The 12,175-nt window shown below is 62.7% G+C and carries 18 protein-coding genes; 9 read left to right on the top strand and 9 right to left on the bottom strand.

Features of this window, described 5'->3' with window-relative positions:
* Positions 1 to 235: 235 nt before the first annotated feature.
* The 3 genes from NKI63_RS24860 to NKI63_RS24850 form a co-directional block, all read right to left on the bottom strand.
* Positions 236 to 787, bottom strand: coding sequence for a terminase large subunit domain-containing protein (locus NKI63_RS24860; protein WP_352823723.1), 552 nt, complete (start codon positions 785 to 787; stop codon positions 236 to 238).
* A gap of 79 nt (positions 788 to 866) precedes the next feature.
* Positions 867 to 1,265: a hypothetical protein gene (locus NKI63_RS24855; protein WP_254819622.1), complete on the bottom strand. Its 399-nt coding sequence runs from the start codon at positions 1,263 to 1,265 to the stop codon at positions 867 to 869.
* A gap of 3 nt (positions 1,266 to 1,268) precedes the next feature.
* Complete coding sequence (locus NKI63_RS24850) at positions 1,269 to 1,676, bottom strand: hypothetical protein (RefSeq protein ID WP_352752585.1); 408 nt, start codon at positions 1,674 to 1,676, stop codon at positions 1,269 to 1,271.
* Between the two features lie 744 nt (positions 1,677 to 2,420).
* Between NKI63_RS24850 and NKI63_RS24845 the strand changes: the two genes are divergently transcribed.
* Positions 2,421 to 2,741, top strand: a complete 321-nt coding sequence (locus NKI63_RS24845; RefSeq protein ID WP_352752586.1) for a hypothetical protein — start codon at positions 2,421 to 2,423, stop codon at positions 2,739 to 2,741.
* A gap of 68 nt (positions 2,742 to 2,809) precedes the next feature.
* Here the strand turns inward: NKI63_RS24845 and NKI63_RS24840 are convergent, their stop codons facing one another.
* From NKI63_RS24840 to NKI63_RS24830, 3 genes are all read right to left on the bottom strand, one after another.
* Positions 2,810 to 3,163 carry a hypothetical protein gene (locus NKI63_RS24840; protein ID WP_352752588.1) on the bottom strand — a complete coding sequence of 118 codons (354 nt, stop codon included), beginning with the start codon at positions 3,161 to 3,163 and terminating at the stop codon, positions 2,810 to 2,812.
* Positions 3,164 to 3,381: 218 nt separating this feature from the next.
* Positions 3,382 to 3,813 carry a DoxX family protein gene (locus tag NKI63_RS24835; protein ID WP_254819626.1) on the bottom strand — a complete coding sequence of 144 codons (432 nt, stop codon included), beginning with the start codon at positions 3,811 to 3,813 and terminating at the stop codon, positions 3,382 to 3,384.
* Positions 3,814 to 4,075: 262 nt separating this feature from the next.
* The gene (locus NKI63_RS24830) at positions 4,076 to 4,828 is read right to left on the bottom strand and encodes a tryptophan 2,3-dioxygenase family protein (RefSeq protein WP_352752589.1); all 753 of its coding nucleotides are present in this window, start codon (positions 4,826 to 4,828) and stop codon (positions 4,076 to 4,078) included.
* A 156-nt stretch (positions 4,829 to 4,984) separates the two neighbouring features.
* On the opposite strand from NKI63_RS24830, the gene NKI63_RS24825 reads away from it, so the two are divergent.
* Entirely contained in the window at positions 4,985 to 5,461 is a 477-nt protein-coding gene (locus NKI63_RS24825) for an Lrp/AsnC family transcriptional regulator (RefSeq protein ID WP_254819628.1), read from the top strand.
* Positions 5,462 to 5,466: 5 nt separating this feature from the next.
* On the opposite strand, the gene NKI63_RS24820 is transcribed toward NKI63_RS24825, so the two are convergent.
* Complete coding sequence (locus tag NKI63_RS24820; protein WP_352752591.1) at positions 5,467 to 5,940, bottom strand: Lrp/AsnC family transcriptional regulator; 474 nt, start codon at positions 5,938 to 5,940, stop codon at positions 5,467 to 5,469.
* A gap of 111 nt (positions 5,941 to 6,051) precedes the next feature.
* Here NKI63_RS24820 and NKI63_RS24815 point away from each other — a divergent pair, with 111 nt between their 5' ends.
* Positions 6,052 to 6,618 carry an RBBP9/YdeN family alpha/beta hydrolase gene (locus tag NKI63_RS24815; RefSeq protein WP_352705247.1) on the top strand — a complete coding sequence of 189 codons (567 nt, stop codon included), beginning with the start codon at positions 6,052 to 6,054 and terminating at the stop codon, positions 6,616 to 6,618.
* Between the two features lie 60 nt (positions 6,619 to 6,678).
* On the opposite strand, the gene NKI63_RS24810 is transcribed toward NKI63_RS24815, so the two are convergent.
* Positions 6,679 to 7,638 (bottom strand): prohibitin family protein, encoded by a 960-nt coding sequence (locus tag NKI63_RS24810; RefSeq protein ID WP_352740083.1) that lies wholly within the window; start codon positions 7,636 to 7,638, stop codon positions 6,679 to 6,681.
* Positions 7,639 to 7,933: 295 nt separating this feature from the next.
* On the opposite strand from NKI63_RS24810, the gene NKI63_RS24805 reads away from it, so the two are divergent.
* From NKI63_RS24805 to NKI63_RS24785, 5 genes are all read left to right on the top strand, one after another.
* The gene (locus NKI63_RS24805) at positions 7,934 to 8,302 is read left to right on the top strand and encodes a hypothetical protein (protein WP_352507780.1); all 369 of its coding nucleotides are present in this window, start codon (positions 7,934 to 7,936) and stop codon (positions 8,300 to 8,302) included.
* A complete protein-coding gene (locus NKI63_RS24800) occupies positions 8,299 to 8,607 on the top strand; it encodes a hypothetical protein (RefSeq protein ID WP_023675703.1) in 309 nt (102 codons plus the stop codon). Before NKI63_RS24805 ends, NKI63_RS24800 begins: the two co-directional genes overlap by 4 nt.
* Before the next feature lie 11 nt (positions 8,608 to 8,618).
* Positions 8,619 to 8,801 (top strand): DUF3606 domain-containing protein, encoded by a 183-nt coding sequence (locus tag NKI63_RS24795; protein WP_023675702.1) that lies wholly within the window; start codon positions 8,619 to 8,621, stop codon positions 8,799 to 8,801.
* A gap of 208 nt (positions 8,802 to 9,009) precedes the next feature.
* A complete protein-coding gene (locus NKI63_RS24790; RefSeq protein ID WP_031211486.1) occupies positions 9,010 to 9,207 on the top strand; it encodes a hypothetical protein in 198 nt (65 codons plus the stop codon).
* Positions 9,208 to 9,250: 43 nt separating this feature from the next.
* On the top strand, positions 9,251 to 9,862 hold the full coding sequence (locus NKI63_RS24785; protein ID WP_352752593.1) for a hypothetical protein: 612 nt from the start codon (positions 9,251 to 9,253) through the stop codon (positions 9,860 to 9,862).
* A 15-nt stretch (positions 9,863 to 9,877) separates the two neighbouring features.
* Here the strand turns inward: NKI63_RS24785 and NKI63_RS24780 are convergent, their stop codons facing one another.
* Positions 9,878 to 10,783 carry a S1C family serine protease gene (locus NKI63_RS24780; RefSeq protein ID WP_254819635.1) on the bottom strand — a complete coding sequence of 302 codons (906 nt, stop codon included), beginning with the start codon at positions 10,781 to 10,783 and terminating at the stop codon, positions 9,878 to 9,880.
* A 248-nt stretch (positions 10,784 to 11,031) separates the two neighbouring features.
* Here NKI63_RS24780 and yghU point away from each other — a divergent pair, with 248 nt between their 5' ends.
* The gene (gene yghU / locus NKI63_RS24775) at positions 11,032 to 11,919 is read left to right on the top strand and encodes a glutathione-dependent disulfide-bond oxidoreductase (RefSeq protein ID WP_352691410.1); all 888 of its coding nucleotides are present in this window, start codon (positions 11,032 to 11,034) and stop codon (positions 11,917 to 11,919) included.
* Positions 11,920 to 12,175 lie beyond the last annotated feature (256 nt).

Genomic DNA, 12,175 nt, shown 5'->3' with positions numbered 1-12,175 from the left:
CTCAATGCAAGCCAACGATAGGATGGCAAACTGTTCGCGATGTCCTCGCACAGCTGTTCGCGATGTCCCCGGTCCAAACAGGGGGGAGATGGCAGCTTCAGCGTCTCGCTTATCCGCAAGCATTGGAGATTGGCGAAAGCCAATGCGACATCCAATCTCCCCACTAGAGGGGGAGATGTCCGGCAGGACAGAGGGGGGCGCGAAGGAACGCGAGTTGCGCGATTTCGCAGCCCTGTCATCCCCTCCCCATCCCTCCCACCTGCTCCGCGGACAAAAACAGCAGCACCACGTCCGACATGCCGAGCAGCGGCGTGAAGGTGACGATGGTGATGCCGCCGGTGGCGTTGGTGCGGGTCAGCCCTTCGGAATAGATGTCGAGCGGCCGCTCCTCGTCGAACCAGACGCCGTGCAGCGTCTCGCCCTGCCACTTCTCGCGGCCCTTCTCGTAACTCTTGAACGACAGCACGGATTCGCCGGCCTGCACGTCGCCACCGCCGCCCCAGGCCACCACGACGCTGTCGAGCGCGCCCGGCGCCCGCCCCGCCATCGTGCTGAGGATCGCGTCGGCCGGGATCATACCGGTGCCCCACGCCGCCTGCTGCTGCGGCGGGCCGATCAGGATGCGCTGCGGGTTGTCGCGCGTGCTTTCGCCGGTGACGCCGGCCGCCCACATCCGAACCGGACAATCGAAAACCTTGCCTTGCCACCAGTCGGGATAGCGGCCGGTGAGGTGCATCGCCCACTCGGCGCCGCCGGCCCTGGTCTTGCCGAGCTGGTTGCCGGCCATGAACAGGCGTTCGCGATTGGTCGCGCCGGCGGCGTGGAATTCGGCCTGTCGGGGATAGGGCCGATAGGCGGCAAGCTGGTTAGTGCGGCGCCTCCGGTCCAGCTCCGCCAGCAGGCTGAGATATTCCTTCCTTGCCGCCCGGCTGTGCGAGGCCTTTTTCGAGGCCCGGCTTCTCGAGGAACGGCCTAAGGACGGCTTCGAGGCCGCGGATGCGCTGCCTGATTTCGTCATCGCTCAATGCATCCAGATTGTTGATGTTGACACTAAGATCCTTGGGCAGCACCGACAGCACGAGCTTCAGATACTGGTCGGGCTTTTCGGCGCGCACCTCGGCGATGACGCCGGCGCCATGGGCGCGGAAATCGGCGCGGATCGCTTCGAGAAAGCCGTCGGCCAGCGTCTTCTTCGCCCGCCTGGTCTGCTTGCCGGGTGCTTGATCGTGCGGCTGCGGATCGCCGGCGGAAGGAGCTTTGGCCATGCCCTACTCCGCCGTCCCGGCGGAGATCGCCGGCTTCTTGTTGCCTGGCCGCACGATGCGCTTGCGCGGCTTCGCTTTCTTGGCGGCGCGCGCCGACTTCGGCTTCGGCGGCTGGCTTGCCGATTTCGCATCGGTCGTCGTGCCAGGCCCCAATGTACTGGCGTCGGGCAACGCATTCAGCCTTGCCCTTAGAATTGCCGCCGCCTTGCCGTCGAGTGCTCCCAACGGGAAGCCGAAACCGCCGACCGCGTCGCCGGGGCCGCCGCGCACCATGCCGATCCGCACGCCGACGACAACCTGCTCGAAGCGGCCATGGCGTGCATAGGGTGCGGCGCCGGCGAACTCGCCAATAGCGCTGACGACCTCTCGGCCGTCATCGTCGATGATGATGGTGGCGTAACGGTTGGACATGGGGATGTTCTCTGGAGATGGGCGCTCAGTGGCGCGTTGGAAAATTTACGATTGGTGAGACTTGCAGTTCCGACGATCGCCAGAGCCGCGTTCCTTCGCGCCCGCCGACTTAACAGCCGGCAGTTCACGTAGCGTTTGGTCCAAAAATGAAGCCTGAAACAAAAAAACCGCCTCGGCGGGCGGGTCGTTGGAGCCAATTAGCACCATACCCAGATTAGTAGCATAGCTGCCGGCACAAAGCAAGAACAAAATGTGGCGCGGCGGCAGAAAAATGCGAATTTCCCTCGGTGCCTCGGCTGTCAGCCGGCAAGCTTGCGTTCCTTCGCGCCCCCCTCTGTCCTGCCGGACATCTCCCCCACGAGGGGGGAGATCGGCAGCTTTGGCGGCAGCGCCTTTTTGCACCTACAAAATTGGCGAAAGCGGCAATGACAGCCAATCTCCCCACTAGAGGGGGAGATGTCCGGCAGGACAGAGGGGCGCTGTCCCGCCGACTTCATAGCCAGCTCACGTAACGTCCGATCGAAAAAGAAGCCTGAAACAAAAAACCCGCCTCGGGAGGCGGGTCGTTGGAGCCAATTAGCACCATACCCAAATTAGTAGCATAGCTGCCGGCACAAAGCAAGAACAAAATTCACCTGAGACGCGAAAAAACGCAGAGTAGCCGATGGCGAAGCACACTGGAATGTCCGGCGAGACGCCACCGTCCGGATCAGAACAGGCATTCGCGCGTTTGACCCTTAGCCAATGGGAGCAAAAATCACGAACGTCGCCAATCTGCAACTCGAAGGCCTGCTTATGGCCATCGCATCGATCAATCAGGTCCTGGTCCGCAAGGGCGTGCTCTCCGTCGAGGACATAGACATCGCCTTGCGCAAGGCCGAAGCCAGCGAGACCAACGAGGAAAGGTCCGAGGGCATGTCGGCGTCGAGCCGCGACGCAGTCAACTTCCCGATTCGACTGCTGGAATTGGCCAATCAGTGTCAGCCGGAGACGGACATGCCGTCCTTCTCAAAACTGGCGCGCATGGTCGGTCAGATCAAGGAACCTTACAACGACCAGATGTGACGCGGCGATCATGACTGACGCAGCGACAACGGCTTGCTGCGGCGGGGCGGCAAGACTGCTGGCGACGGCTAGCGGCCCTGCAGGATCTTGATCAACTTGCTGCTGTCGGCCCCCGGCGAGGAAAGCCTGCGGTAGTCCGAGTAAGTCAGCCTGCCATTTGCAAGGGCATTAAAGAGCCGGTTACAAAAGGCGCTGTCGTATCTTGCGACGCTGACATTCATGATTGCTGCGTAAGTCTTTCTTTCGTTGAGCGGCGTGGACCTCTCGCGTGCAATGCATTCGTTGATCGCCACGCGCTTGGTGACAGGGCTGCCTTCAAGCGCGGTATGCATCGTGTTGAATTCGCCCTCGGTCAACGTGGTGCAGCCGGCAAGCAGTGACGCGCCGATCATGGCGGCAGCAAAACGCGTGGCGATGTTCATGAATTCCCTCAAGACCCGCGTCTTGCTTACCCGCCGAATGTTGGAAGTACAGAGGGAATGCAGGCACATCTACAAAAGCATAAACCTCGAACGTTTTTACTTTAGCTCTCGCCTTTATTTCAATCGACCTGCGATGGCTTGAATGACGGTATCCGGCCGTCCTCGATCGTCACGACGATGCTGGTGCGGATCGAGACGCCGGATCCGAAATTCCGGCATCACCCCCTGCCAAGCCTCAGCGCCAGGACGCGGCCCGGCCCGTGCACGGCGGCAAACAGCAGCCCGGCCAGGAAGGTGAAGTGATCGACGAAGAAGCCGAACTCCGCCTGGTTGCCGGCCCAGTGCGACGGCCCGTGGAAGGCGAAGCCCAGGAACAGCACATAGGCGCCGGCGACGAGTGCTGCCCATGAGAAGAAGGCGCCAGTCAGGAAGCATAGAACGAGGACGACCTCAAGCAGGGCTGCGCACCAGGCCAGGAAGAGCGGGAATGGAAACCCGGCCGCCGCGATATAGCCGGCGGTGGCGCCGATATCGACGAATTTGAAGATCACGGCCATCAGGAAGACGGCTGCGAAGATCAGGCGGGCGATGAGGATTGCCGCGGTCTGCCACGGCGACTGGACGGTTGATTGAGCGGTTTCCAAGGTCACGACGTCCTCCCAAGAGTTACGATGGTTGTGCCCCAAGGACGCACCACCAGCCGCAAGCCCGACATCATCCCCCGAAAAACCTGCAGGAGACAAGTGCGCGGGGAGAAGGCCTCGCAAGACCAGGTTTCCTCGCCCCATTCATGGGAGAGAGGTGGCGCGGCGAAGCCGCGACGGAGAGGGGACTGCGCCGGCAAAGAAAGGCCCCTCTCCGGCCGCTTCGCGGCCCTCTCTCCGCCGCGAGGCGAGGAACCCGAGCCTGGAACTACCCTAAGTTCACCCCCGGCTTGCTGATCGGCTCCCGTACCGTTCCATACTGGCTGCCCCAGCGGTCGGTCATCGCCCAGCGTATGTCCCAGAGTTCCGGGAAGAAGCGGTGGCGGGCGCCGGCCTCCAGCAATTCGACCGGCCTGCCCTTCAGCGATTTCGCGCCGAGGCCGATCGTGCGGTGGATGAGATAGAGGTGGTTGGCGCGGAATTTCTGGAACAGCTCGTCGAACTCGACCAGCGCTTCGGCAACGACATAGCTGTCGCCGTGATCGTAGCCGGTATCGTAGACATCCTCGACCGAGAGGCCGCGGCCGTCGAGGTATGACGCCTTGAAGGCCCGCCACAGATCCGGCGGCAGACGCAACAGCTGCTTGAAACCCGGCGATTCCTGACCGCTGCCATTGCCGAGCTGCAGCCGGATCTGCTGGTATTCCTTGGGCGACATGGTTTCGAGCAGGTCGAGCTGCGCCGTCATTAGCCGCATCAGCCGGTGCACGCGCCCCATCAGCGTGACGATGCGATGCGTGTCCTGCTTTTCCAGGAAATCGACGACATCGACCAGCGTATAGGCGATGAGCTTCATCCACAGCTCCTCGACCTGATGCACGATCTGGAACTGCAGCTCGTCGGCATTGACCATCTCGGCCAGCGGCTTCTGGCAGGCCAGCAGCCTGTCGCATTTGAGGTAGACGCCATAGTCGCGCATCTCAGGCGTTTCGATGCGGGCATAATAGTCCTGCTTGTCCATGGCCATGCTCCTTGCCGCGGCCGTTGGGCCGCAGGCGTTTGTTGGATCCCAGCCCCCGAGTCTAATCGCTTTCTTGCCGAACATTGTCCCTTTCTGTTATTCGATTGGCGAGAAATGAAGGACGAAAGCTGCTTCTGAAGCAGACAGAAAGAACGAATGATGCTGGATGCGGTCGACCGGAAGATCGTCGCGGCGCTCGAACGCGATGCCCGCACCTCCTTTGCCGCGCTCGCCGACGAGGTCGGCCTGAGCAAGACGCCGTGCTGGAAGCGGGTCAAGGCGCTGGAGGATGCCGGCGTCATCCGCGGCTACTCGACCCGGATCGACCCGGCCAAGCTCGGCTTCGGCATCGAAGCCTTCATCCAGGTGTCGATCGATTTCGAACTGTCGGACGCCTTCGAGGCGGCGGTCAAACAGCATCCGCTGATCCGCCGCTGCCACGCCACGACTGGCGAGGCCGATTATCTCCTGCAGATCGTCACCGTCGACATGATGGCGCTCGACAGGATGCTGCGCGAGGAGCTTAGCCGGCTGCCCGGCGTGCGGCGCACGATCACCTCGATGGCGATGCGCGAGATCAAGGGCGGCATCTCGTTCGCCAATGCCGTCGGGCATACACAGACCAAGCGATAGACCGGTCAGGCTCTGGTCATCAATTCGCGGCCCAGCCGCTTCGGTTGCTCGGCGCGCAGAACCACATTTGTCGTCACCGTGCCGTACCGGCCGATGCTGTCGACGATGCTTTCAAGGTCGGGCGGTGACGGGACCACGACCTTGACCAGAAAACAATCCTCACCGGTCACTCGCAGCACCTCGACCACCTCCGGCAATTGGGCGAACTTCTTCAGGCAGACCTGGATATGCTCGTGCGTGGTGCGCAGTCGGATGACCGCCATGGTGCCGAGCCCGAGCGCTGCCGAATTGATCACCGCCTTGTAACCGGTGATGACGCCGCGCTCCTCCAGCCGCTTCACCCGTTCCGAGGTGGCGGGCTGGGACAGTCCGACGCGGCGGCCAAGCTCGGAGATTCCGATGCGGCCATCCTCCTGCATGATCTCAATGATCGCCAGATCGGTGGGATCGAGCCTTGGCCGGTAATCGCCGTTCCGCATGATCGCCTTTAATCCATCGGATTTCTTTGCCGCTTTCCGATGATCTCTCATTCCGCCGCCGGGGAGAAGACCTAGAATTGCACGCGCTGCATCAGGAAAGAAGGGCTTCGCATGACCGAATTCATCATTGTGCCGGGCATCGACGGATCGGGCAAAGCCCACTGGCAGACTCATTGGCAGCAGGCAAACCCGGCGATGCGGCGGTTTAATCCGGCGAGTTGGGACGCGCCGGATTTCGACGACTGGGTGGCAGCATTGGAAACCGCTGTATGCCAGGCATGGACACCGCCGGTGCTCGTCGCCCATAGCCTCGGCTGTCTGCTGGTCGTACACTGGCAACGGATCTCCCCTCGCGAGATCAGCGGCGCGTTGCTGGTCGCGGTTCCGGACCCTGCGTCGCCGGCCTTCCCCTCCTCCGCCCGGGCCTTCGCCGACGCGCCGCAACAACGGCTTCGCTTTCCGTCGCTGATTGTCGCCAGCACCAACGATCCCTACGGCTCGCTGGACTATGTCAGGGCGAAATCCGAGCGCTGGGGCAGCGATCTCCATATCGCCGGGCCGCTTGGCCACATCAATGGCGACAGCGGGCTCGGCGACTGGCCGGTGGGAATGGAGCTGCTGACGGCTTTTCTCGGGCGAACGCAAGCAAGCGCCCGAGGCGCCGTGCTTCAGCCGTGACCGCAATGGGACGGCTACCTTGCCGCCGTCCTGATCTGGTTTGCGCCGCGGCGCCGCGCCTCAGTTCGATGCTGCGGCAGGTGTGCTGAGCTCCAGGAACGGCACTGTCGAACCCGGGATCATCGACTTCGGCAATTCGCCGTTCCATCTCTCCGCCTTGGTCAGTTCGACCAGCAGCGGATTGTTGGCGATTGCGGCGGCGCGAGCCTTGATGGCGCCCGCGGTCGCATCGCCTTCGACCCTGGTCTTGTAGGCGCTGGCCTCGGCTTCGGCCTTGACGCTGTCGGCGCGGCCCTTGGCCTGGGTGACAGCGATATCGGCCTTGATCTTTTCCTGCTGCAGGTTCTGTTCCTGCTTCTGCACCTCCACCTGCGCCGTCATCCTGGCTTCGACCGCCTGCTCGTAGGCGTCGGAGAAGTCGATGTTCTCGACCTGCACGCTGTCTATCATCACCGGGCCGTCGGTTACCGCCGCGATGGCGTCGGCAACGTCCTTGTTGAACTTCGCCCGGTTCTGGATAACCGACACCGCGTCGTACTGGCCGAACACGGTCTTGATCTCCTGCGGTGCTTTCCTGGCAATGACACGGTCGGCCAGTGCCTCGATCGATCCATAATTGGTGTAGACGTTGCTGACTTCGGCGGCCGGCACGTGGAAGTTGACGGTGACGCGCATGTCGGCCGGCTGCTGGTCGCGCGAATAGGCCTGCATGGCCGGCAGGCCGCCGCAAGCGTTCTGGTTCTCGCAGCCCCATTTGAGCACCTGCTGGCGCAGGCTGATCTTCTCGACGCGCTGTAACCACGGCAGCTTGAAATGCAGTCCGGGATCGACGACCGAACTCAGCGCCCCGTTGGTCAAGAGCACGCCGCGGTCGCCCTGATCGATCGTGTACCAGGATCCAAACAGCGCAAAGATGCCGAGCGCCACGATGAGGAGTGCGACCAGGCCGGAACCGATCGACCCCGACGCCGTCCCCGGCTTGCCCTGCGGACGGCCTGAATTGCCTTGCGTTTCGGTCATTACCCCACCCCAACCCGATTGCCCGTGCTGCTTTTGCCCACAATAGCGGCGGCATTGCAATCCTCTCGACATGGAAGGATCTTCGCGCCGGCCGGCCCCGGACCGGCGGGGTGGTTCAGGCTGGCTAGCGGATTTCCCCTGCAGCCGCGGCAGTACGCGTTGCCTGGCGTCTCCTTCTGCCGTTCGGCATCGCTTTTGCGCTTCGGGCAATCCTCGTAGTCGTGGTCGCGCCCACCGCAGTAGGAGCAGCATTTTGCCGGCGCGTCGGAGCGAAGCATCGTTGGCATGCACAAGGATGCACGAAAACCCGACAGATTGCGACGGCTTGCGCACCGGCAACGTCGATTTCGCCACGGAACCGCTGCCGCCGCATGAAAGTTATCTGCTCATTGCAACGGGAGCACAGGACATGGCCGACGACCCGAACCGCTACGAGACCGGAGCGAGGAAATATCCGGCAAAGATGAGCCCCGACGCGGCCGACCAATTTTCGCAGGATGCGGCCGGCAACAAGCCGCCTCCCGGCGGCATGGGATTGACCAGGCCGGCTGACGATTTCGACGACAAGACCCGGCATTCGGAGGGCCAGAACCCGCCGCGCGCAGCGATCCGGCCAGACCACAAGGCCACCGCCAAGAAGCCCGGCGAGGACGCAAAACGATGAACGTCGCCAATCTCCAACTCGAAGGATTGATGATGGCGATCGCGGCCGTCAACAACGCGCTGGTCCACAAGGGCCTGCTGTCGGTCGACGAGGTCGACATGGCGTTGCGCCGGGCCGAGGCGGCGATGACCAGCGACGAGCGTCTCTATGAAGACATGTCGCCATCCAACCGCGACGCCGTCTGCTTTCCGCTCAGGCTGCTGCAGGCGGCCAACAATGCCCAGGGCGAAACCGGCGTGCCGTCCTTTGCCGAACTGGCCAGGATGGTCGGCCGGACCAAGGAGCCCTATAACGACCAGATGTGATGGAGGACGCCATGGCCGACGACAAATCCAAGACCAAGCAGGATCGCAAACTGGTCTCAGGCGAAGAGCCTTACGAGGTCGCTGCCTTTGCCCGCAAATACGGCATACCGCAAAGCGAGGCCGCGACCATCATCAAGCGTTACGGCCCCTCGAGGAGGAAGCTCGACGCGCATATGGCGAGCCGCAACGCCTGAACCAATTCTGGCGGCGGCCGCCGTTCACGCCGGAAGCGTCCCTGCCCTGCCGCCTTGTCGAGAGTATCGGCACCGTCAGCCGTGACCTGTCGGGTTCGCCCCTGTGGGGATTCAACGCCTGGTTTTGACAGCCGCGGAATACTCTCGCCGCGCAACAACTCATTTACCTCGACGCTGTACCAGTCCGGTGAGCAAAGCCGGGGGTCGGATGCAGGAACAATTATTGCGCTATGAATGTGTCATGGAGCCGAACGGCCGTTGGATGGTGTGGGACATCGTTCACGATCTGCCGGCGCAATTTTCGGAAATCGCGCTGATCGGCCTGAGCCGTCGTGAAGCGGTTTCGCTCTGCCGGCTGCTCAACGAGACGAGCCGTTCCGAGACGCGGCAGAGCCGGGCCTCCTGAGAAGCGCGTGCGTCTCAGGCCTGTCCAGGCGAAGAGGATTTTCATGCGATCGACAATATTCGGTCTGGTCCTGCTGCTGCCGGCGGCCGCACTGGCAGAACCGATCGAGACGCAGAAGATCATCACCGCGGCGACCGGCGATTGGAACGGCGACGGTGCCGCCGATCTGGCGATGATCGTCGAGACCGAGCCCGGCCATCCCATGGATCTGCATTTGTTCCTCAGGGACCGCGACGGTAATTTTCTCAGACCTGCCGGGGTCGTGCATGAACAGATTTACGGCGAATGGAAGGATTACGAGCGGCCGGGCCCCGCCAGATCCGACACCGAGCCCGAACTCACTGCGCTCCCCAACGGCTCGATCAAGCTCTATGTTCCGGCGATGGAGATCGGCAGCGAGCGGACCAACAAGACGCTGACGCTCGCCTGGCGCAACGGCACGTTCGTCGTCGCCGGTTTTGCCTATGAATATTGGGATTACATGGACGACAATGTTGCCGGCGACTGCGACTACAATGTGCTGACCGGCAAGGGCAAAAGCAGCAAGAAGTTGGCGGACGGCAGCACCAGGCAAGCGACCGTATCGGTCGAAGGCAAGGTCATCCCATTTGCGGAATGGACTCCGGGCACTGGCTTCAGCGCTTGCGGAGAGTGAGAGGTTTCGGTTGCCTCACTGCAGCGGCGGCTTCCACAGCAGACTGTTGCGATCGGCGGACTTGACGCGCAGCCAGGTTTCGCGGCCGTCGCGCAGCACCCGGAGCGGGATCTCGGCGCCCGCCGGGCCGCTGTTCCAAAGCTTGCGATAAAAATCGGCAAGCCCATCGACCGCCGTGTCGCGGACATCCGAGATGACATCGCCTTGGCGAAGGCCCGCCTGGGCGGCTGGACCGCCCTCGGCGACGCTCATCACCACGACCTTGCCGTCGCTCTCCGCCGAGAAGGCGCCGAGCCACGGCCGCGGCGGCTTGGCGACCTGCCCGCGCGTCAGCAGATCGTCGAGGATGGGCGGCAGAAGATCGATCGGCACCACCATGTTGATGTCGGCGACCTCGCCGTTGCGGCTCATCTGCAGGCGCAGCGAACCGATGCCGAGCAGCCTGCCATCCGCGCCGATGAGGCCGGCGCCGCCCCATGAAGGGTGAGCCGGCGCCGTGAAGATCGCCTCGTCGAGCAGATATTCCCAATAGCCGGCGAATTCCTGCTTGGTGACGATTCGCGCCCGCACGGAGCGGCCGACGCCGTCGGAGAGCACGACGGGATCGCCGATCTTCGCCCTGGACGCGTCGCCGAGCGCAATGGCGGGCAGCCCGAGCGGCGCCAGCGCCTGCACCAGGCCGAAGCCCGACTCCTGGTCGTAGGCGAGCGCATGGGCGGGAACCACGCGCCCGTCCTGGTCGGCCAGCCAGACCTCCTCGGCCTCGGTGATGAGATAGCCGATGGTGAGTACCAGCCCGTCGCCGCGGATGACCACGCCACTGCCCTCGCGGCGGGTGCCAAGTGTATTTGCCGTGAAGGCGTCCTCCGGCACGGTGGCGCGGACGGCCACGATGGATCGCAAAAGGGGTTCGATATTCATGCTTTGGTTCCTGGCAATGTTCGCAGGCTGATATGGGCTATAGGTATGGCGCAGGTGATCAGGCGCAAGAGGTGGCGCCGGCTTTGGCGTGGACCGGCGCCGCGCCGTTTGCGCCGGGTTTTGCAACAGCGCCGGCAGCCCTATCTGTACCTACGGCTATCCCAAGCTGCCCTATGCAAAGTTCCTCCGCCACTACCCACGTTGATATCTGATATCCTCCCAACCCAACCCTTCCAAAGGCCTGCCAAATGAACGACTACGCAACGGACCAATACACGCCGCCGAAAGTCTGGACCTGGAACAAGGCAAATGGCGGCGCTTTCGCCAGCATCAATCGGCCGATCGCCGGCCCGACGCACGACAAGAAACTGCCGGTCGGCAAGCATCCGCTGCAGCTTTATTCGCTGGCGACACCGAACGGCGTCAAGGTGACGATCATGCTGGAGGAACTTCTGGCGCTCGGCCACAGCGGCGCCGAATACGACGCCTGGCTTATCAGGATCAACGACGGCGACCAGTTCGGCAGCGGCTTCGTCGAGGTCAACCCGAACTCGAAGATCCCGGCCATGATGGATCGCAGTGGGAAAAAGCCGGTCCGCATCTTCGAATCCGGCTCGATCCTGCTCTACCTCGCCGAAAAATTCGGCGAATTCCTGCCGACGGAGCAGCCGGCTCGCGCTGAGACCCTGTCATGGCTATTCTGGCAGGTGGGCTCGGCACCCTATCTCGGTGGCGGCTTCGGCCATTTCTATGTCTATGCGCCAACGAAGATCGAATATGCCATCGACCGCTTCGCCATGGAAACCAAGCGGCAGATGGACGTGCTCGACCGACGCCTCGCTGAAAGCGAGTATTTAGGCGGCAGCCACTATACGATTGCCGACATTGCGGTGTGGCCCTGGTACGGCGGGCTGGCCAAGGGCCGCATGTATAACGATTCCGGCGAGTTCCTGGAGGTGGAGCAGTACAAGAACGTGCAGCGTTGGGCCGACGCCATCGACGCGCGGCCGGCGGTCAAGCGCGGCCGCATGGTCAACCGCACCTTCGGCGAGCCTTCGATGCAACTGCACGAGCGCCATGATGCCAGCGATTTCGAGACCAAGACGCAAGACAAGCTCGCGGCGGCCAAAAGCTAAGCCGACGACGCGCCGATCTCTCGCCTTGTAGGGGAGATCGGCAGCTTCGGCCGACTGCTCAGGCCGTCTCTACCGCCGCCATCCACAGCCGGCATCAACAAAAGGGAAAAAGGGAGCTTGCCAGCCGGTTGTAAAATGTGGCGTTGGGCACGGTCGTACAAGCAGCAGGCAGGTTTTCCCGCTAGCTCAAAAACGACCATATGAGTTGGGCGATATATATTAGTTGACTAAACTAGCGGAACGTCCAATGCACATT

The organism is Mesorhizobium sp. M0410 (genome assembly GCF_040321435.1).
GTDB lineage: Bacteria > Pseudomonadota > Alphaproteobacteria > Rhizobiales > Rhizobiaceae > Mesorhizobium.
The sequence above is the reverse complement of the archived record's forward strand: the minus strand, read 5'-3'. Positions and strand labels throughout refer to the sequence as shown.